At 55.7% G+C, this 18,195-nt stretch carries 19 protein-coding genes and 1 tRNA gene; 14 read left to right on the top strand and 6 right to left on the bottom strand.

The annotated features are described in order from the left end of the window. Positions 1–22: 22 nt before the first annotated feature. The 3 genes from QP802_RS01875 to QP802_RS01885 are packed head-to-tail and all read left to right on the top strand — an operon-like array spanning position 23 to position 2,531. Complete coding sequence (locus QP802_RS01875; protein WP_256000195.1) at positions 23–868, top strand: DUF3097 domain-containing protein; 846 nt, start codon at positions 23–25, stop codon at positions 866–868. Between the two features lie 26 nt (positions 869–894). Next, a complete protein-coding gene (locus QP802_RS01880; protein WP_070977209.1) occupies positions 895–1,326 on the top strand; it encodes an NfeD family protein in 432 nt (143 codons plus the stop codon). Continuing rightward, entirely contained in the window at positions 1,326–2,531 is a 1,206-nt protein-coding gene (locus QP802_RS01885; RefSeq protein WP_205634850.1) for an SPFH domain-containing protein, read from the top strand. The genes QP802_RS01880 and QP802_RS01885 overlap by 1 nt, the downstream gene beginning before the upstream one ends. Here the strand turns inward: QP802_RS01885 and QP802_RS01890 are convergent. The 5 genes from QP802_RS01890 to QP802_RS01910 all read right to left on the bottom strand — a co-directional run bounded on the left by QP802_RS01890 (position 2,509) and on the right by QP802_RS01910 (position 6,213). Next, on the bottom strand, positions 2,509–3,057 hold the full coding sequence (locus QP802_RS01890) for a MarR family transcriptional regulator (RefSeq protein ID WP_070362453.1): 549 nt from the start codon (positions 3,055–3,057) through the stop codon (positions 2,509–2,511). The two genes, QP802_RS01885 and QP802_RS01890, sit on opposite strands and share 23 nt — an antisense overlap. 43 nt (positions 3,058–3,100) lie before the next feature. Next, positions 3,101–3,757 carry a TVP38/TMEM64 family protein gene (locus QP802_RS01895; RefSeq protein WP_070977212.1) on the bottom strand — a complete coding sequence of 219 codons (657 nt, stop codon included), beginning with the start codon at positions 3,755–3,757 and terminating at the stop codon, positions 3,101–3,103. 68 nt (positions 3,758–3,825) lie between these two features. Beyond that, positions 3,826–3,911: transfer RNA gene (locus QP802_RS01900), tRNA-Leu, on the bottom strand. 107 nt (positions 3,912–4,018) lie between these two features. Continuing rightward, on the bottom strand, positions 4,019–5,128 hold the full coding sequence (locus tag QP802_RS01905; protein WP_284817488.1) for a quinone-dependent dihydroorotate dehydrogenase: 1,110 nt from the start codon (positions 5,126–5,128) through the stop codon (positions 4,019–4,021). Positions 5,129–5,130: 2 nt separating this feature from the next. Next, the gene (locus QP802_RS01910; RefSeq protein ID WP_284817489.1) at positions 5,131–6,213 is read right to left on the bottom strand and encodes a YncE family protein; all 1,083 of its coding nucleotides are present in this window, start codon (positions 6,211–6,213) and stop codon (positions 5,131–5,133) included. On the opposite strand from QP802_RS01910, the gene QP802_RS01915 reads away from it, so the two are divergent. The 9 genes from QP802_RS01915 to QP802_RS01955 all read left to right on the top strand — a co-directional run bounded on the left by QP802_RS01915 (position 6,212) and on the right by QP802_RS01955 (position 15,214). After that, positions 6,212–7,069, top strand: a complete 858-nt coding sequence (locus QP802_RS01915) for an undecaprenyl-diphosphate phosphatase (protein WP_070363518.1) — start codon at positions 6,212–6,214, stop codon at positions 7,067–7,069. The two genes, QP802_RS01910 and QP802_RS01915, sit on opposite strands and share 2 nt — an antisense overlap. A gap of 64 nt (positions 7,070–7,133) precedes the next feature. Then, a complete protein-coding gene (mshC, locus tag QP802_RS01920) occupies positions 7,134–8,363 on the top strand; it encodes a cysteine--1-D-myo-inosityl 2-amino-2-deoxy-alpha-D-glucopyranoside ligase (protein ID WP_284817490.1) in 1,230 nt (409 codons plus the stop codon). Continuing rightward, the gene (locus QP802_RS01925) at positions 8,356–8,739 is read left to right on the top strand and encodes a hypothetical protein (protein ID WP_071572618.1); all 384 of its coding nucleotides are present in this window, start codon (positions 8,356–8,358) and stop codon (positions 8,737–8,739) included. Before mshC ends, QP802_RS01925 begins: the two co-directional genes overlap by 8 nt. Next, positions 8,732–9,400, top strand: coding sequence for an HAD family hydrolase (locus QP802_RS01930; RefSeq protein WP_256059485.1), 669 nt, complete (start codon positions 8,732–8,734; stop codon positions 9,398–9,400). Before QP802_RS01925 ends, QP802_RS01930 begins: the two co-directional genes overlap by 8 nt. Before the next feature lie 41 nt (positions 9,401–9,441). Further along, positions 9,442–9,705, top strand: coding sequence for a phosphoribosyl-ATP diphosphatase (locus QP802_RS01935; RefSeq protein WP_070362457.1), 264 nt, complete (start codon positions 9,442–9,444; stop codon positions 9,703–9,705). Positions 9,706–9,717: 12 nt separating this feature from the next. After that, the gene (gene hisG / locus QP802_RS01940) at positions 9,718–10,566 is read left to right on the top strand and encodes an ATP phosphoribosyltransferase (protein WP_071572619.1); all 849 of its coding nucleotides are present in this window, start codon (positions 9,718–9,720) and stop codon (positions 10,564–10,566) included. A 101-nt stretch (positions 10,567–10,667) separates the two neighbouring features. Next, the gene (gene aspA, locus QP802_RS01945) at positions 10,668–12,089 is read left to right on the top strand and encodes an aspartate ammonia-lyase (RefSeq protein ID WP_070362459.1); all 1,422 of its coding nucleotides are present in this window, start codon (positions 10,668–10,670) and stop codon (positions 12,087–12,089) included. A gap of 104 nt (positions 12,090–12,193) precedes the next feature. Next, the gene (locus tag QP802_RS01950) at positions 12,194–13,507 is read left to right on the top strand and encodes an anaerobic C4-dicarboxylate transporter (protein ID WP_070976914.1); all 1,314 of its coding nucleotides are present in this window, start codon (positions 12,194–12,196) and stop codon (positions 13,505–13,507) included. A gap of 15 nt (positions 13,508–13,522) precedes the next feature. After that, complete coding sequence (locus QP802_RS01955) at positions 13,523–15,214, top strand: formate--tetrahydrofolate ligase (protein ID WP_284817491.1); 1,692 nt, start codon at positions 13,523–13,525, stop codon at positions 15,212–15,214. Positions 15,215–15,243: 29 nt separating this feature from the next. On the opposite strand, the gene QP802_RS01960 is transcribed toward QP802_RS01955, so the two are convergent. Then, the gene (locus tag QP802_RS01960) at positions 15,244–16,053 is read right to left on the bottom strand and encodes a RecB family exonuclease (RefSeq protein ID WP_070362462.1); all 810 of its coding nucleotides are present in this window, start codon (positions 16,051–16,053) and stop codon (positions 15,244–15,246) included. A 44-nt stretch (positions 16,054–16,097) separates the two neighbouring features. On the opposite strand from QP802_RS01960, the gene QP802_RS01965 reads away from it, so the two are divergent. Beyond that, a complete protein-coding gene (locus QP802_RS01965; protein WP_284817492.1) occupies positions 16,098–17,342 on the top strand; it encodes a M18 family aminopeptidase in 1,245 nt (414 codons plus the stop codon). A 15-nt stretch (positions 17,343–17,357) separates the two neighbouring features. Next, positions 17,358–18,191, top strand: a complete 834-nt coding sequence (locus QP802_RS01970) for a tRNA (adenine-N1)-methyltransferase (protein WP_070477125.1) — start codon at positions 17,358–17,360, stop codon at positions 18,189–18,191. The last annotated feature ends 4 nt before the right edge of the window (positions 18,192–18,195 follow it).

Below are 18,195 nucleotides of genomic sequence, written 5' to 3' on the forward strand. Positions count from 1 at the left end.
TAACCGATAGACTAGTGCCACTATGACACCGGATAATCGTTACAGCGGAGATATTTTCCAAGGGCATTCGCGCAACAAGAAGCCCAAGTATCCCAGCATCCCCGCAGAGCCAGGCATCATCGTTGAGATTGTGGGCGACGAATTCGTGGGAGCCGTGGTTGGTTTTGAGCGTACGTACGACGGTGATTTCGTTCGTCTCGAGGACAGGCACGGACAACAACGCCTTTTTAAGATGCTTCCCGGAGCGTTCGAAGTAGAGGGACAGCGAGTCTCCTTACACCGCTATGTTGCTCCGCAGCAGGAATCGAGCACCCACTCAAACTCCGGTTCACGAAAAGTAGCTAACGCGAAAGCGAAAGTTGCGCAGCCAAGCCGAATTTGGGTGGAAGGTATTCACGACGCCGCTATCGTGCAGAAGGTATGGGGGCACGACCTCAAAGTCGAAGGTGTCGTCGTTGAGTATCTTGAGGGGCTTGACAACTTGAGCGACAGGCTGGAGGAGTTCCACCCGGGACCGGGGCGACGCATCGGTGTGCTTGCTGACCACCTCATCGACGGCACAAAAGAGTCTCGCCTCGTCGAGGGGGTAGGTCCACACGTACTTGTCACAGGCCACCCATACATCGACATCTGGGAAGCCGTAAAGCCGGAACGACTTGGGTTGAAGAACTGGCCAAAGGTGCCTTACGGAGAGGATTGGAAGACAGGGGTTTGCCAACGTGCCGGGTGGGGCAGCCCGAAGGATGGCTGGCGGCGTGTCTACGATGCTGTCGAGACATACCGAGATCTTGATTCCACCCTTATCGGCGCAGTTGAGCGACTCGTGGATTTTGTCACCAATCCGCAGCTTAAGAAATCCGACTGCTGACCGAATCGTTTTTGTATAGTGAAGCCGTGGGTAGTCTTATTTGGCTAGGCATTGCCGTAGCATTCGCAGTTGCTGAACTCGCCGTAGGGGAGTTCACGTTCCTCATGATTGCAGCAGGGGCGCTTACTACGTCTGCTATTGCGCTTGCCGGGGTGCCTTTGGGGGTTGAAATCGGGGCGTTTGTAGTTGCTTCGGCCGGTTTCTGGTTCCTCCTCCGGCCTTACTTGCACAGGCGCTTGCGCCGCCCATCTGCGGTGGGGGAGCTTGGCCAATCACTCATTGGCGCGAGTGCACAAGTGGTTGAGGAGATCACGCCGAGCAGCGGTCAGATTCAACTGGACGGATCGCTTTGGTCCGCGAGAGCAATTGATCCAAGCCACACCATTAAGTCTGGTTCCACAGTCATCGTTTCAGATATTGACGGCCCAATCGCCGTCGTATGGAAGGAGTCGCCATAATGGCCTTGGTAATACTGGGGCTGCTGCTCATCTTGGTAATCGCGGTGCTGCTCGCATCTGTGAAGCTAATCCCGCAAGGTGAGTCAGCAGTTATTGAACGTCTGGGGTCCTATACACGGACCGTTTCCGGTGGGCTAACACTACTGGTGCCGTTTATTGATCGTGTTAGAGCGCGCGTTGATACGCGCGAGAGGGTCGTTTCGTTTCCTCCGCAGGCAGTAATTACGCAGGACAACCTCACCGTCGCAATTGATATTGTGGTGACGTTTCAGATTAACGATCCGGCAAAGGCTATTTACGGCGTCGATAATTATTTGGTAGGTGTTGAGCAAATATCCGTCGCGACGTTGCGTGATGTCGTCGGCGGGATGACACTTGAGGAAACGCTGACCTCGAGAGAAACTATTAACAGGCGCCTGAGGGGTGAGCTTGACGCTGCTACCGCCAAGTGGGGACTGCGTATTAGCCGCGTTGAGCTGAAAGCGATTGATCCGCCACCATCGATTCAGCAATCGATGGAAATGCAGATGAAAGCCGACCGCGAAAAGCGCGCCATGATTCTTACCGCTGAAGGTAAGCGCGAGTCGGACATCAAAACTGCCGAAGGTGAGAAGCAGGCGCGAATCCTCTCTGCTGAAGGCGAGAAGCACGCCGCTATTCTCGCGGCTGAAGCTGAGCGCCAGGCGATGATTCTACGCGCGGAAGGCGAGCGTGCGGCGAAATATCTTGAGTCGCAAGGTGAAGCGCGAGCCATTCAGAAAGTCAACGCGGCGATCAAGTCCTCAGAGGTGACGCCGGAGATGCTTGCGTACCAGTACCTGGAGAAGCTGCCTAAGATCGCGGCCAATGAAGCATCAACGATGTGGATGATTCCGAACAGCTTTGGCGATTCTTTGGAGCAGTTCGCCAAGGCGTTCGCTGGCAAGGACAGCGACGGAGTGTTCCGCTACGAACCCCAGCGTGCAGATTCACAAACGCGCGCTATGGCCGGCGAAGACGACAGCACGGACCAGTGGTTTGATACCTCCACTGATCCTGAACTTGCTCGGGCACTTGCAGAGGCGCGTGCCGTCGCGAACAAGCACGTCGACGACCCGGATCCGACAAGCGCATTCGACGAAGTCTCTACCCCGACCGAAACGCCGCAAGTTGCCCAAAAGGGCGAGCACCGGGCAATTGAATCTAATGACTCGCCCGACGCATAAGGTGTAGCGCGAGTTTCCAGCCAGCCTGCTCGGCCTGCCACCCGGCGGCCTGCAGGCGCTGGCTCATTGCCTGTTTAGAAATACCTAGTTGCGCTGCGGCTTCATTTTGGTTGAGCCCAGAGCGCACGAGCGATGTGGCTTCGCGGCCTTCAAACGTTCGCTTATGCAGAATGTGCGCCAGCAGGGCAAACGTCGCTGAGATATCTTCTGCCTCGGTATCAGGCGCATGAGCATCCGTGATAACTTTCACTTGCGCTGCACGTGTGCCGACAGCCTCAGTGGCGGCAAACTCTGCTCGTCGCCTGCGCGTGATTCCCAGGCCGACAGCCCAATTACCATCTGACAGCAGCGCCATAATGAGGTTAAGTGCTGTCTCCGGCCCATCCACTGTTGTGCGGATATCCTCAACGCCAATGACTTCGAACGGCGAAACACCCGGAAGCGTCGAGAGCGCGTGAGCCGAGGACTCGACGAACGCGGCGCGCCCTTTTTCGCGACCACGGTAACGTGCATGCACAGCAATCATGCGTACATACTAGCGTGCTTCAAGAAAGTACACGCTCGAGCCTTTACTCTTCTATTCGACGCGGCTTAGCCGGGTGGCGCGCGTCGATAATCAGTCCTGTCACGCCAAGAACAGACAGTGCAAACACGGCGCCGAGAAGCACTGGGTTTGCATCTCCGCTCAACGTGTCTCCGAACAATGCAACGAGAATCGTGTTAGGAGCCGAGCCGATGAGCGTTGCCCCCATGAACGGCAAAAGCCGGACTCGACTTAGCGCTGAAGCGTAGTTCATGACCGAGAAAGGGATACCGGGGATGAGTCGCAGGCTCATTACAGCCAGCCAACCGCGCTGTTCCAACCGTTCATTAATCATGTGCAGCTTGGGGTGAGAAATTTTGCTCTCAACCCAGTCACGTAAAAGAAACCGCACAACAGTTAGCGAAAGACCTGCTGAGGCCGTCGTTGCGGTAATAGCGAGCAGAATCCCGAACCAACCACCGAACAGAACACCGGAGGAAATGGTGAGCAACGTACGGGGGATCGGGAACTGCGTGATGAGTACGTAGAGCAGCCAAAAAACGACTGGGAACCAGGTTCCCGTACTATCAGCCCATTCGCGAAACGTCGACAGCGAAGGTATTTCAAAGAAGCGCCAGACCCACAGTGCAATTGCGAGAAGTACCAAAATGACCATCACGCGTAGTGGTGACTGTTGGCGCATCCGTTTGCCCTTCGTTTTAACTTGCGGCCTAAACAAAAAACCGGCTTCCTGGAGGAAGCCGGTCTTTGTGCCCGGAGGGGGACTTGAACCCCCACGTCCGTTAATAGGACACTAGCACCTCAAGCTAGCGCGTCTGCCATTCCGCCACCCGGGCTGGGTGTTTTGCTTTCAACCTCTCGGCTGGGCACTTGCACTACTATAGAGTGACGTTGATTCAAGATGCAAATCGCCAGTACAAATGCCCAAACGTAGGTCACTAGGCTAGTCGGAGCTCAAGGCGATCCAGGGGAGTTCGGAGCCAACAGCATCTGTAATATTGGAAAGTCCATGGGCTTTAAGTTGCTTCTGTAAGCCCTTGTGAATTCGGTAGATCCACCCCGGACCACCGTAAATAAACGGCGTATACCCCTGGAGAAGGCTTGCGCCGGATGTAATGCGCTCCCATGCCTGCTCTGGTGTCGATATGCCACCGGAACTGACAAGTACGAGTTGGTCGCCGACTCGCGCATGGAGACGTCGCAAAACCTCCAGTGCGCGGCTGTTGAGTGGCGCGCCGGAAATACCACCCGCCCCCATGGCTTCCACTTCGGCAGCATCGGTTCGAAGGCCTTCGCGGGAGATGGTCGTATTGGTCGCCACGATGCCGGCAAGGTTCATTTCGACGGCCAGGTCTGCAACTGCGTCGATATCCTCGTCGCTGAGATCAGGAGCAATTTTTACTAGCACAGGCGTCGTAGTTGCCGTAGTAACCACGTCAAGGATTGGCCTCAACGATTCAACTGACTGAAGGTTGCGAAGCCCAGGGGTGTTTGGGGAAGAAACATTGACCACAAGGTAGTCCGCCAGAGGGCCGAGCACAGTCGCGGTAGCTCGGTAGTCGCCAACCGCGTCCTCGGAGAGCTTATTTTTCCCGATGTTGATTCCAACGATCTCAGGAGTCTTCCGGGCTCGGAGACGCTCTGCAATGCTCAGCGCGCCATCGTTGTTGAAGCCCATTCGGTTGAGGATCGCTTTGTCTTTCGGCAAGCGATAGAGCCGTGGACGTTCGTTTCCGGGCTGCGCCTTCGGGGTCACAGTTCCTAATTCCGCATAACCGAAGCCGATCGCCGACCACGTGTCCGGTGCTTCCGCGTTCTTATCGAATCCTGCAGCGAGACCCACCGGGGCGGGGAAACGCACGCCGAACAACGTCTGCTCGAGAAGCGGGCCGTCGACACGTACGACACGAGTCATAGCTCGGGTGAGGGGAGTTAGGCGTTGTAGGGTTTTCAGCCCGCCCATGATGATGTCGTGGATGCGCTCAGGCGGAATTGTAAACATTCCCCGAAGTGCGAGCCCATATACCGTGTCGTACAAATTGCGTTGATTCATTTCTATTTGGCCTCAATGCTTTCAGTGGAGACTATTTGCAGGCCACTACCTGACGCAGAGCCGATAATGAGTGTTCCGTCAGAGAGCGCTGCAATACTTTGTGCATCTGGAACTGTACTGACCTGAGCACGTTCAACGGGGACGCCGTGGGAAATGTCATAGGCAGTCGCCAGGTTCCTTTCGGTTGAAGTCACCCACGCGAGCTTATTAGCGCTATCCCACGCGACGTCCCACGCTCCGGAGGGCACCGGCACACTCTGCTGGAGACGAATGACTTCATTGGTGGTGTACACGAGTAGCTGGCTACCCGTCGCATCCGCAGCGAGCACCAGACCGTGCTCTCCAGCAGCAACCTTGCCGACGCCAAGCCCAGCGCGCAACGTTGCCCCCTGACGTCCAGTGCCCCAATCAAGATCCTGAATGGTGGTGTCAAATGTGTTCACGCGTACCACGGAATCGGCACCACCATCTACCGGAACAGCCTGCAGCTGGTCAGTTTCGCGCGCGACAGAAAACTCCTTTTTGAGCTCACCGTTGCTATACAACCACACTGACTTCGCACTGTCGCTTCCGGCTAAAACACTGCCGTCCGAGGCGACAGTTGCCACAGTCACCGGGTGGTCGGTAGCAACTTTTTGAAGCCCCTCTTTGTTAATGATGGCAATGAAGTCCCTGCACCCTACCGCAAACTGACCAGCGTTTGCCGAGACCTCACCGCAAGCATCCTCCAACTTGAACTCTTCTACTCGGTTTTCTTCGAATTGTGCGCTGGTCCCAACGTAAAGGGCATCCGGGGTGCGCACACCAATCAAGTCGTTCGTTTGATCCACATCGACGATGGTGCCAAATTGAAGCAACTGGCCGTCAGGATGTGCCGAAGGGGGTGACGCAACTGGTTGAGCGCTACCCATACTTATGGCGTCATTTGGGTCAACGACATCAGGAGTACACGCCGCAACAGCCAAAGCTACGGCCATAATGGGCAGCATTAAGGCGACTTTTCGTTTTGTTCTCACGGAGGTCAACCTTATCAATGCTGTACGCATGTGGGGATTTTTCTCTGCACGGGTAAGGTTTTCCAACATGATTGCCGCCTCTCAGTTAGCAGAGTCAATGACATGGGCTCAAGTGATTGTCCTCTCGGTCGTCCAAGGCTTAACCGAGTTCCTTCCAGTCTCATCGTCAGGCCACCTCCGCATTGTGTCCGAGCTTTTGTGGGGCGAGGACGCTGGCGCGAGTTTTACCGCTGTCATTCAGCTCGGCACCGAACTCGCTGTGCTGGTCTTCTTTGCGAAGGATATTTGGAGGTTCCTCTCTGGATGGTGTGTCGGACTGTTTGATAAGACGAAGCGCGGGTTCGATTACCGGATGGGGTGGATGGTCATCGCTGGCACTATTCCAGTCGGGGTGCTTGGCTTTGCTCTGAAAGACTTGATCCGTGAGAACTTCCGTAACCTTTGGATTACTGCAACGGTTCTCATTTTGTTTTCGTTCGTGTTCATCTTGGCGGAAAAGCGCGGGACGAAAAAGCGTAGCTTCGAGCAGCTGACAGTAAAAGATGCCATCGTGATGGGCCTGTGGCAGTGTTTAGCTCTCATTCCGGGTGTTTCGCGTTCAGGCGGCACTATTTCGGGCGGTCTCTTTTTGAACCTTGAGCGGGAAGTAGCAACTCGTTTTTCGTTCCTCTTAGCTATCCCGGCTGTGCTCGCATCAGGCATCTTCTCACTACCGGATGCGTTTGACCCGCAAGCAGGGCAAGCAGCAACAGGTCTGCAGTTGCTCGTCGGAAGCGCTATCGCATTTGTTTTGGGTTATATTTCCATTGCTTGGCTGCTGAAGTTTGTTTCGCACCACTCATTCTCCTGGTTTGCTGCGTACCGCATACCTCTTGGCATCATCGTGATGGTGCTGCTGGCTACCGGAGTTATGCAACCGGTGTAGGCAACGCTTGCCTATGAACGCCGGTAACCGCGCATGATGAGCGTGCCGCGGTATGGTGGTCACTATGCATTCTTGGCCACAACCTGTAGTCCCTGCTGTCTCTGGTACTCCGGTGCCGCTGTCTCTGTACGACACCGCAGATAGGGTGGTAAAGCCCGTTAACACAGCTGCTCATCACTCGGGGAAGGTGGGGATGTACGTCTGCGGCATCACCCCATACGACTCCACTCACCTTGGACACGCAGCTACGTACCTCTCCTTTGATCTCATCTACCGTCAGCTCCTTGCTAACGGCCACGACGTTCATTACGTGCAGAACATCACCGATGTCGACGATCCATTGTTCGAGCGCGCGGAGCGAGACGGCGTCGATTGGCGCGAGCTGGGAACCGAACAGATCAACCTTTTCCGCAGCGACATGGAACTGCTCTCAGTCATCCCGCCTCAGGACTATGTTGGCGCGATGGAGACTGTCGATGAGGTCATTGAGATGGTGCAGCGCTTGCTCGACGTCGGCGCAGCGTACCGCCTAGACCACGGTGATATTTACGCTGATATCACCGCAACCAAACAGTTTGGATACGAGTCAAACATGACGCGCGAGCAGATGGAGCATTTCTTTGCCGAGCGCGGGGGAGACCCTGACCGTGAGGGGAAACGAGACTCACTCGATGCGCTGGTGTGGCGTGGACACAGGGAAGGGGAGCCCGCGTGGGATTCTCCCTTCGGCCCCGGCCGCCCAGGTTGGCACGTCGAGTGCTCTGCCATCGCTGCGAACCGTCTCGGCGTACCGTTTGCAATCCAAGGCGGAGGCTCGGACCTAGCGTTTCCACATCACGAGTTTTCTGCCGCGCATGCTGAGGCTGCGACTGGAGAACAACGGATGGCACACCACTATGTGCACGCGGGAATGATCGCGCTTGAGGGAGTGAAGATGTCGAAATCTCTCGGCAATCTCGTCTTTGTGCACAAGCTAACGGAACAGGGACACTCAGCGTCTGCGATTCGCCTTGCCGTTTTCTCCGGCCACTATCGCCAAGACCGTGATTTTTCCTACGAGGCACTCGATCAAGCAGAGCATCGACTCAAGTCGTGGCACACAATTCTTTCTCAGTCAGATGAGCAGTCTCGCGTGGAGCAGACAATTCAAGATTTGCGCCAGGCCCTTGCTGACGACCTCGACACACCAACTGCGATTCAAATTATCGACGCCGCCAAAGGCGATTACAACGGGTTACTTCGACAAGCTATCGAGGGCTTACTCGGTGTAAAGGTAGGCAGCAACGATGAGTAGTCTCCGATCCACATTCCAATCCGATGTCGACGAGTTCATCGAGGATTTGAGGGTGTTTGCATCCGGTGAATATTTGCAAGAGCAGGACCTCGAACTCTGGGAAGCCCCATTTGACCCTGCCGTACTACCTGAGCTCCGTGAAATCCTCGAGATTTTCCTCGACACTGCGTCGCTCGTCGCACAGCCGGTTGACGACGCCACCATCAGAGACCTCTACACGGGCCTCATTGCCAATCTTGAAGAGTTCAACGCTAAGCATCAATATGCCGTGCTCGAGCCAGAGGAGATGTCGGACATCGAGGGAATTTTCGCGAAGGTTTCGGCACAGATTGGCGCGGATCCATCCGTTGTCCAGGAGCTGTTCAATCGTGAGTAGGGTTCGCGCTCCCCAAGCTGTGCTGTGGGATATGGATGGGACGCTCATCAATACCGAGCCACTTTGGGCGCAAGCAACCTTTGAGCTGTCTGAGCTTTTGGGCAAGAGGCTTTCTGCGGAGGAGCGTCGAAAAGCGGAGGGCGTCAGTTTCCCCACAGCGTTGAGCATCATCACTACTTGGACCGGGTATTCCTTGCAGCCCGGAGATACAGAGCGGCTGAAGCGGTGGATGCAAGAACGGATGCAGCAACTCCTAGGGCAAGGTATTGAGCTGAACCCGGGAATACGCCACGTCCTTGACATGTTGCGGGACCATGGAATTCCGATGGCCATTGCGACGAACACAGAACGCGCGCTCGCTCAAACCTGCATTGATTTCATCGGCAACGATTACTTTCAAGCAACCGTGACTGGAGATGAGGTATCCAACCCAAAACCAGCTCCGGATATGTATCTGAAAGCAGCGCAATTGGTTGGTGCTGAGCCGTCGCGCTGTATCGCAGTTGAAGACTCTCAGGCGGGAATGCAAGCAGCGATTAGGGCAGGTGCACGGGTGCTCGGCTTGGCCGACTATGTCCCGAAGCCGGCCACAAGAATCACCTTCAGCGATTTACAGTCTGCGACACTTCATGATGTTGCAAGGTGGTATTCCGCGCCATAAACCGCGCTCAAAGCTCTTCTGTTTCCGCTAAGGTGTTGTGCGTGAAGGACTTCGATCAACTTTTTGCTCAGCTCACTGAAACTGCCGACTCCAAGCGCCCAGACTCAAGCACGGTGCAAGCGCTAGAGAAGGGCGCCCATTTCATCGGCAAGAAAATCATCGAAGAAGCTGGTGAAGTGTGGATCGCTGCCGAGTATCAGTCTGACGAGGAGCTGGCGGAAGAGATGAGCCAGCTGATGTACTGGACCCAGGTAATGATGCTGCAACGCGGTCTTACCCCTGATGACATCTATAAATACCTCTAAGGATTTCGCCTGATGATTAAGTTTGCGGTTCCAAATAAAGGCTCTTTGTCAGAGAAGGCTCTCCAGATCCTCAAAGAAGCCGGCTACAAGGGGAGGGGCACATCAAAGGCCCTGAATATCTGGGATGAAGAAAACGGCATTGAGTTCTTCTTCCTGCGTCCAAACGACATCGCTATCTACGTTGCTCAAGGCCACCTTGACCTGGGTATCACTGGGCGAGATTTGGCACTCAATTCCCATGCCGAAGTAGAAGAAGTACTTCCGTTGAGCTTTGGTGCATCAACGTTCCGGTTTGCTGCCCCGCAGTCTGAAACATGGGCGGTGCCTGATTTGGAGGGTAAGCGGATAGCGACTTCATACCCGCACCTCGTGATTGACTATCTTGACGGGCTTGGCATCACTCCGAAGGAAGTCATTGAGCTTGACGGCGCTGTTGAGATTTCGATCAAGTTGGGCGTCGCGGACGTTATTGCTGACGTCGTATCCACTGGTACGACGCTAAGACAACATGGGCTGGCACCATTTGGGGAGCCCATTCTTGCCAGCGAAGCCGTCGTCATCAAGCGTAAGGGCGTAACGCTAGCAAACGAACATGAGGTAGTGCTTCAGCGTATCCGCGGCATCTTGAACGCGGAGAACTTCCTGATGCTCGATTACAACATTTGCAGAGATGACCTCGACAAAGCCAGCCAACTTACACCAGGCATGACGGGGCCGACTGTCTCGCCGCTGTCGCGCGACAACTGGGTCGCGGTGCGCGCTATGGTTCCGCGAACCCAAGCGAATGCGGTTATGGACGCTCTCTCTGAAATTGGCGCGGAAGCCATTTTGGCCACTCAGCTGCGCATTGCACGCCTATAGGATTTTCAATTAATCACCGATAAGTCACCCCTATCCCTATTATTGGGGTGACTAGGTGGCCCAAAAGTTGTATAGCGTCGAATTTGCGTACAATCAGTGGCATGAGTAATCGAATTGAAGAAGATCTGCTTGGCACACTCGAAGTGCCCTCCGACGTCTACTACGGCATCCACACCCTGCGTGCCGTCCACAACTTCCCGATCTCCGGCCAGACCATCAATGACCTGCCAGAGTTCATTCGTGGCATGGTGGAAGTAAAGAAAGCCACCGCACTGGCCAACAACCGCCTCCACGTTCTGCCAAAGAAGAAGGCGGACGCCATCGTCAAGGCCTGCGACGAGATCCTCGACAACGGTCGCTGCATGGACCAGTTCCCAATCGACCAGTTCCAAGGTGGCGCTGGCACGTCCCTGAACATGAACACCAACGAGGTTGTCGCAAACCTCGCTCTTGAGATCCTCGGTGAAGAAAAGGGTAGCTACGACATCATCAACCCGAATGATGACGTCAACATGTCCCAGTCCACCAACGACGCATACCCGACCGGCCTTCGCCTCGGTGTGTACTACGCCGTCCAGGGCCTGCTGACCGAGCTTGAGGAGCTCACCAAGGCGCTCAACGCTAAGGGTGAAGAGTTCGACGACATCATCAAGATGGGGCGCACCCAGCTCCAGGACGCAGTCCCGATGACGCTCGGCCAGGAATTCACTGGCTTCGGCGCACTGCTTGAGGAGGAACTGGACGTCATCAAGTCCGCAGCACAAGCACTGCTGACCGTCAACCTCGGTGCAACCGCAATTGGTACCGAGCTCAACACTCCAGACGGCTACCGTCAGAAGATCGTTGAGGCTCTCGCGGAAGTCACCAAGCTGGATATCAAGGGCGCACCGAACCTGATTGAGGCAACGTCCGATACCGGCGACTACGTATGGATGCACTCCGCACTGAAGCGCGCCGCGATGAAGATCTCTAAGGTATGTAACGACCTGCGCCTGCTGTCCTCCGGCCCACGTGCTGGCCTGAACGAGATCAACCTGCCGGAAATGCAGGCTGGCTCTTCGATCATGCCTGCGAAGGTGAACCCTGTCATCCCTGAGGTTGTAAACCAGGTGTGCTTCAAGGTCTTCGGCAACGACGTTGCCGTCCTGACCGCATCTGAGGCTGGCCAGCTCCAGCTCAATGTCATGGAGCCGGTAGTTGCCGAGGCCCTGTTCAATTCCATCCGTCTCCTCACCAACGCAGTCCGTACGCTGCGTGAGAAGTGCATCGTTGGCATCACCGCTAACAAGGATGTGTGTGAGGCCTTTGTGAACAACTCCATCGGCATCATCACATACCTGAACCCAGTGATCGGCCACCACAATGGTGACGTCATCGGTAAGGAAGCTGCTGCTACGGGTAAGAGCGTTCGTGATCTTGTTCTCGAGCGTGGCCTGCTCACGGAGGAGGAGCTGAAGGTTGTGCTGGGCAAGGACAACTTGATGCACCCAGAGTACCGCGGCGAATTTTTCGACGAGGACTAATCAACCAAAAGTAGTAAATCTCACACTCCCCTGATTCGGTAGTTATCGCCTCTTAGTGCGATAATGGAAGCGAATACTAATTCGACCGAATCAGGGGAGTTCCTGTGTTACTTGTGATACAACTCATCATCCTGTTCGGCGCCATTGTTCTCGGCGCCCGGATGGGTTCCATTGCTATCGGTTTTGCCGGTGGCCTTGGCGTTTTGCTTCTCGGACTCACTGGTATGTCCGTAACCGCCGATGACATCCCCTTTGATGTCATCGGCATCATCATGTGTGTGATCGCTGCTATTTCTGCAATGCAGCTGGCGGGGGGCATGGACTATCTCGTGTACCTCGCTGAGAAGTTCCTACGCCGCAATCCAAAGCGCGTCACGGTGTACGCGCCAATCGTTACTTGGTTGATGACCGTGCTGGCAGGCACTGGCCACACCGCTTTTTCCACTCTTCCAGTTATCGTTGAGGTTGCTAAGGAGGGCGAAGTTCGCCCATCCCGCCCGCTTTCGGTCGCAGTCATCGCATCGCAGATGGCAATCGTGGCTTCCCCGATTTCGGCAGCAGTCGTCTTTATGGCCTCCGTGCTTGAGCCTCTGGGCGTCGGCTACCTGCAGTTGCTCGGCGTCATGATTCCTGCGACCTTCCTCGCGATTTTCCCAACCGCTTGGGTTTCGAACAAGCTTGGTAAAGACCTCGTTGACGACGAGGTGTACCAGCGTCGCCTCGCAGACGGATTGGTTGCAAAGTCCACGACTACTTCGAGCAGCTACCAGCCGAAGGACGGCGCGAAGGCATCCGTGTGGATCTTCCTTGTCGCAATTGTCATCGTTATGTTCTACGCGACGATCATCTCCGATCAGATCGGTCTCATCGAGAACCCAACCGTCCCTCGTAACGAGGCAATCATGGCGATCATGCTTTCCGCTGCCGCTGCGATCCTGCTTATTACGAAGTCTCGCGCAGCTGAGGTCTTGAACACCCAGGTGTTCCGTTCCGGCATGTCTGCTTCTGTGTGTGTGCTTGGTGTTGCATGGCTGGGTACGACCTTTATTAACCACTACATTGAGGACATTCAAAACATTGCTGGTGACGTCCTGACGGCACAGCCATGGCTGCTCGCAGTCGTTCTGTTCTTCGCCGCATCTCTGCTCTACTCGCAGGCTGCCACCGCGAAGGCACTTATCCCAGCTGCTCTCGCAATTGGCGTCAGCCCGCTCACCGCTGTTGCAGCATTCCCAGCAGTGTCCGCACTGTTCGTGCTTCCGACGTACCCAACCCTGCTTGCAGCAGTGGAGATGGACGATACAGGCTCGACCCGAATCGGCAAGTACGTCTTCGACCACCCATTCATTCTGCCGGGTATCGTCTGCATCGCAGTCTCGGTAATTCTCGGCTACCTCATTGGGGCGGTGCTGATTTAAAGCTAAACTAGGGGCATGTCTACACAACATCACGACAGCCCCAAGTCCGAAGTTCTAACTGATGTGGAGATCGCTCAAGCGCATACGCTTGAACCGATCTCCACTATTGCGTTCAAGGCCGGTATTTCCGAAGATGCGCTGATTCCATATGGCAAGTACATGGCCAAGGTCGACCCCTCGCTTGTCAAGGACGATAAGCAAGGCAAGATCATTCTTGTCACAGGTGTTTCCCCAACCCCAGCGGGGGAGGGGAAATCCACCACACTGATTGGCTTAACTGATGCGTTTACAAACCTCGGCAAGAACGCCATTGTTGCTTTGCGGGAACCTTCTCTCGGCCCTGTGATGGGATTGAAGGGCGGCGCTGCTGGTGGCGGTTATTCCCAGGTGGTTCCGATGGAGAACATTAACCTCCACTTCACCGGAGACTTTCACGCCATCACGAGTGCGAACAATACATTGGCCGCGATGATTGACAACCACATCCACCAAGGAAATGAGTTGAACATCGATCCACGCCGTATTACGTGGCAGCGCTGCCTCGATGTGAATGATCGTTGCCTTCGTAATGTTGTCACTGGTCTCGGTGGGCCTGCGCATGGTGTGCCGACGGAAACTGGTTTTACGATCACGGCGGCCTCGGAAATTATGGCAATCCTCGGTCTTGCGAACGACCTTGACGACCTCCACGAACGCCTGGCACGAATCACTGTCGGTTTTACCTACGACCGCAAGCCGGTGACTGCGGGTGAGCTTAATGCAGCCGGGGCTATGACAGCGCTGCTAAAAGACGCATTGAAGCCGAACCTTGTGCAGACCATGGGTGGCACTCCTGCATTTATCCATGGCGGTCCGTTTGCAAACATTGCCCATGGTTGCAACACCTTGATTGCCACGAAGACAGCACAGAAGTGTGCTGACTACGTCTTTACGGAAGCAGGATTCGGGGCTGATCTCGGCGCGGAAAAGTTCTTCGATATCAAGTCACATTACGGTGACCTCGACGTGGCTGGCGCGGTAGTGGTCGCCACTATCCGTTCTATCAAGTACAACGGTGGTGTTGACCGCTCCGATCTCAAGGCTGAAAATATTGATGCGCTGGCGAAGGGCATTGTGAACCTTGAGCGGCACGTCGAAAACCTTCGTAAATTTGGTGTCCGCCCTGTCGTGGCGCTCAACCTGTTCACTTCTGACACGGATCGCGAGCGCGCTTGGATGGCAAAGTGGGCAAAGGATTTCGGTGTTGCACTGGAAGAGGCCGAGGTATGGGCGCATGGCGGTAAAGGCGCCGAGAAGCTGGCAAAGACGGTCCTTGACAACCTGGTCGAAGGTGCTTCGTCATCGCTGTACAACCCGGAGGAAGGTGTCGAGCAGTCAATCGAGACGATTGCCCGCGAGGTATACCGCGCGGCAGACGTTCAGTACTCGGATGCGGCTCGGAAAGACCTCGAGAACTTGCGTGCGAGTGGTGCAGATGCCCTACCGGTATGTATCTCGAAAACGCAGTACTCATTTAGCGACGACCCCTCTCGCCTCGGAGCGCCTGAGGGGCACACACTGCATGTGCGTCAGCTCATTCCGCGTACGGGTGCCGGATTCGTACTAGCACTCACTGGTGCTGTAATGACAATGCCTGGCCTGCCGAAAAAACCAGCAGCCAACAACATTGATGTTGACTCGAGTGGCAACATCAAGGGGCTATTCTAGTTTTAACCTGCAGTGGTCCGTCGCGGTGTTTACTCCACATCCGCCGCGGACCCCGGCCACCCAGGGTACTGCGGTGGCGTCCCGCCGAACTCCGGGCAGTACGCCTGAAACGCACACCAATCACAGAGCCTGGAACGTTTTGGTCGGAACTGTCCGGTTTCACCGTCACGGGTAATTTTGGCCCAAAGTTCACCGAGGTCGCGCTCGAAGTACTCGAGTTCTTCACTTGAAGGGGTAAGGAAGAGTGAGTCTGCCACCTTGAGATACATGAGCCGCAGTTGATCAGGTATTTCGTTGAAAAGCCGCCAGTACACCAGTGCGTAGAAGCGCATCTGGAACTTCGCGTCGTGTGAGAACCTTGGCTGTGGTTTCTTGCCGGTCTTGTAGTCAACGACCCTGATTTCACCAGTTGGCGCGACGTCAACGCGGTCGATGAAGCCTCGCACGGGCACACCGTTAGGCAGCACAGTATTGACGTACATTTCTTGCTTGTGTGAGTCAAAGCCAAGTGGGTTTTCCATCTGGAAATATCCGCGTAGGAGCGTGCGGGCGTCGATAAAAAGCAGTTGTTCGTCCTCGATGGGGTCTGCAACGCTGGGGTCCTGTTCGCACATCTTCTGCCATGCGGGGACGATGAGTTTGACCGCCGCAGGGTAGGTGCGTTGTTCGCGTTCCATCCCAAACAGTTCCTCGAGGACGGCATGCACGAGGGTGCCTTTGACCTGGGGTTCAGTTTTGGGTTCTTCGATTTTGTCGATCGCTCGCAGCCTGTAGAGCAGTGGGCACTGCTGGTAGTCGGACGCGCGCGAGGGGGACAGGGCTAACGGTTTCGCTTTCATATTCGTCCTATCCTAGTGGTTTCTCTCGAGCTAGACTCGCACGTATGACTACATCGATTGATTCGTTTCTTCGATTTCTTAGCGCAAGCCCGAGCGCGTTCCACGCAGCTAGCCAAGTTCGCTCGATGCTCGTAGGCAAAGGATTTCTTGACGACGCCAGCTCCACCGCATCTCCCGCAACTCCGGGTGGCCATGTGGCCGTCGAAGGAGGGGCAGTCGTAGCGTGGTGGATACCCGAAGAGTTTGACTCCGAGACCAGCCGATTTCGGATTGTTGGGTCGCATACGGATTCCCCTGGGCTTATGGTGAAGCCGAGGCCTGACGTTAAGGGAGAGGGGATACATCAGGTGGCAGTTGAGGTCTACGGCGGGCCGATTTTGCAGAGTTGGTTCGACCGTGACCTTGCCTTTGCGGGGCGTGTGGTGGACGCGAGTGGGAAGACCCACTTGGTAAATACTGGTCCGATTGCTCGGGTCCCGAACCTCGCAATTCACTTGTACCGAGCGGATACGCCTCCGGTTGAGCGCCAACAACACACGCAGCCGGTGCTCGGCGTGGATCGTCCGCTGCTAGACATCATCGCTGAGCAGATCGGGCTCGACGGTGAGCAGGTAGTTGCACATGAACTGATCTCGGTGGATACGCAAGAAGGTGCAGTCATCGGTGACATGCTGATGGCAGGCAGGCTAGACAACCTTTCGAGCGTGTGGGCGAGCCTAGAAGCGCTGATTGAAGCCCAACGTGAGGCAACACATTCCGATGTATTGGTTCTCGTCGCGTTCAACCACGAAGAGGTCGGTTCAAACTCACCGACGGGCGCAGCAGGCCCACTACTCGAGCGATTCCTACGACGAATCGCGTCCGGGCTGGGGGTCAATGACTTCCTGAGCCTCTGCGCTAGGTCTTCGATGATCTCAGCCGACGCGGCTCACGCGGTGCACCCGAACTATGCAACAAAGCACGATCCTTCGCACCGCCCCTTGCTGAACGCCGGGCCTGTCCTGAAGGTGAACGCAAATCAGCGCTACGCCTCCGACGCGGAAACTGAGGCAACGTGGCTTCGCGCTTGCGAGGCGGCGTGTGTGCCGAACCAGGTGTTCGTCGGAAACAACGACGTCCCTTGCGGTTCGACGATCGGACCTATCGCCGCGACGCGCCTTGGCATCCCTACCGTGGATGTTGGTGTTCCGTTGCTCTCGATGCACTCCGCCCGTGAAATGTGTGGGGTAGAGGATATGAAGTGGTTTGTACAGGCGCTCCACGCCTTTTACACGGATGCGCGAGTGTAAGGCATACTGAACAACATGTATTCAGGTCCATTTCGCGTTGGCGATAAAGTCCAACTCACGGACGCAAAGCGTCGCCACTTCACCATCCAACTCGTTGAAGGAGGGCAGTTTCACTCACATAAGGGGATTGTCAGCCACGACGACATCATCGGCGCGCACGAAGGCTCGGTGGTGAAGTCCACCTTGGGTGCGGACTATCTCTGTTTCAGGCACCTGCTTGTTGATCACGTGTTATCTATGCCACGTGGCGCCGCGGTCATTTATCCAAAGGATGCCGCTCAGATTCTTGTCGAGGGCGACATTTTTATGGGTGCGCGCGTGTTGGAGGCCGGCGCAGGTTCCGGTGCTCTCACGATGTCGCTCTTGCGTGCTGTCGGCCCCGATGGTCATGTGTTTTCCTACGAGATCCGCGATGATCATCTGAAGTTCGCGAAAGACAACGTAGAGGACTACTTCAACGGTCGCCCTGATTGGTGGACACCACGTCTGGGAGATTTCGGTGAGGTCACTCAAGAGGACCTTGGTGGACCAGTTGACCGCGTGATCTTGGACATGGTTGAGCCGTGGCACTTCATCGACACCGTCAAGAATGTGTTGATCCCCGGTGGCGTTTTCATGACCTACGTGGCAACCGTCCCGCAGCTGATGAACATTATGGAGGGCATCCGCGAGGCAAAGTGCTTTACGGAACCTCGCGCATGGGAAACCCTGCTGCGTGAATGGAAGGTCGAAGGTCTGGCAACTCGGCCAGAACACCGTATGAACGCGCACACTGCATTTCTCGTGTGGACGCGCCGACTCGCGGACGGAGTGACACCACCTCGTCCGCAACGGCGCGCGCGTCGCTAAGATT

Origin of the sequence: Corynebacterium sp. UMB10119B (assembly GCF_030228125.1) — a bacterium.
In the GTDB taxonomy this organism is placed as follows: Bacteria; Actinomycetota; Actinomycetes; order Mycobacteriales; family Mycobacteriaceae; genus Corynebacterium; species Corynebacterium pseudogenitalium.

What these genes read in the sequence shown, in the direction of transcription:
- QP802_RS01875 (WP_256000195.1), top strand. Translation starts at nt 23, where the DNA reads ATGACACCGGATAATCGTTACAGCGGAGATATTTTCCAAGGGCATTCG.
- QP802_RS01885 (WP_205634850.1), top strand. Translation starts at nt 1,326, where the DNA reads ATGGCCTTGGTAATACTGGGGCTGCTGCTCATCTTGGTAATCGCGGTG.
- QP802_RS01890 (WP_070362453.1), bottom strand. Translation starts at nt 3,057, where the DNA reads ATGATTGCTGTGCATGCACGTTACCGTGGTCGCGAAAAAGGGCGCGCC.
- QP802_RS01895 (WP_070977212.1), bottom strand. Translation starts at nt 3,757, where the DNA reads ATGCGCCAACAGTCACCACTACGCGTGATGGTCATTTTGGTACTTCTC.
- QP802_RS01905 (WP_284817488.1), bottom strand. Translation starts at nt 5,128, where the DNA reads ATGAATCAACGCAATTTGTACGACACGGTATATGGGCTCGCACTTCGG.
- QP802_RS01915 (WP_070363518.1), top strand. Translation starts at nt 6,212, where the DNA reads ATGATTGCCGCCTCTCAGTTAGCAGAGTCAATGACATGGGCTCAAGTG.
- QP802_RS01910 (WP_284817489.1), bottom strand. Translation starts at nt 6,213, where the DNA reads ATGTTGGAAAACCTTACCCGTGCAGAGAAAAATCCCCACATGCGTACA.
- mshC (WP_284817490.1), top strand. Translation starts at nt 7,134, where the DNA reads ATGCATTCTTGGCCACAACCTGTAGTCCCTGCTGTCTCTGGTACTCCG.
- QP802_RS01925 (WP_071572618.1), top strand. Translation starts at nt 8,356, where the DNA reads ATGAGTAGTCTCCGATCCACATTCCAATCCGATGTCGACGAGTTCATC.
- hisG (WP_071572619.1), top strand. Translation starts at nt 9,718, where the DNA reads ATGATTAAGTTTGCGGTTCCAAATAAAGGCTCTTTGTCAGAGAAGGCT.
- aspA (WP_070362459.1), top strand. Translation starts at nt 10,668, where the DNA reads ATGAGTAATCGAATTGAAGAAGATCTGCTTGGCACACTCGAAGTGCCC.
- QP802_RS01955 (WP_284817491.1), top strand. Translation starts at nt 13,523, where the DNA reads ATGTCTACACAACATCACGACAGCCCCAAGTCCGAAGTTCTAACTGAT.
- QP802_RS01960 (WP_070362462.1), bottom strand. Translation starts at nt 16,053, where the DNA reads ATGAAAGCGAAACCGTTAGCCCTGTCCCCCTCGCGCGCGTCCGACTAC.
- QP802_RS01965 (WP_284817492.1), top strand. Translation starts at nt 16,098, where the DNA reads ATGACTACATCGATTGATTCGTTTCTTCGATTTCTTAGCGCAAGCCCG.
- QP802_RS01970 (WP_070477125.1), top strand. Translation starts at nt 17,358, where the DNA reads ATGTATTCAGGTCCATTTCGCGTTGGCGATAAAGTCCAACTCACGGAC.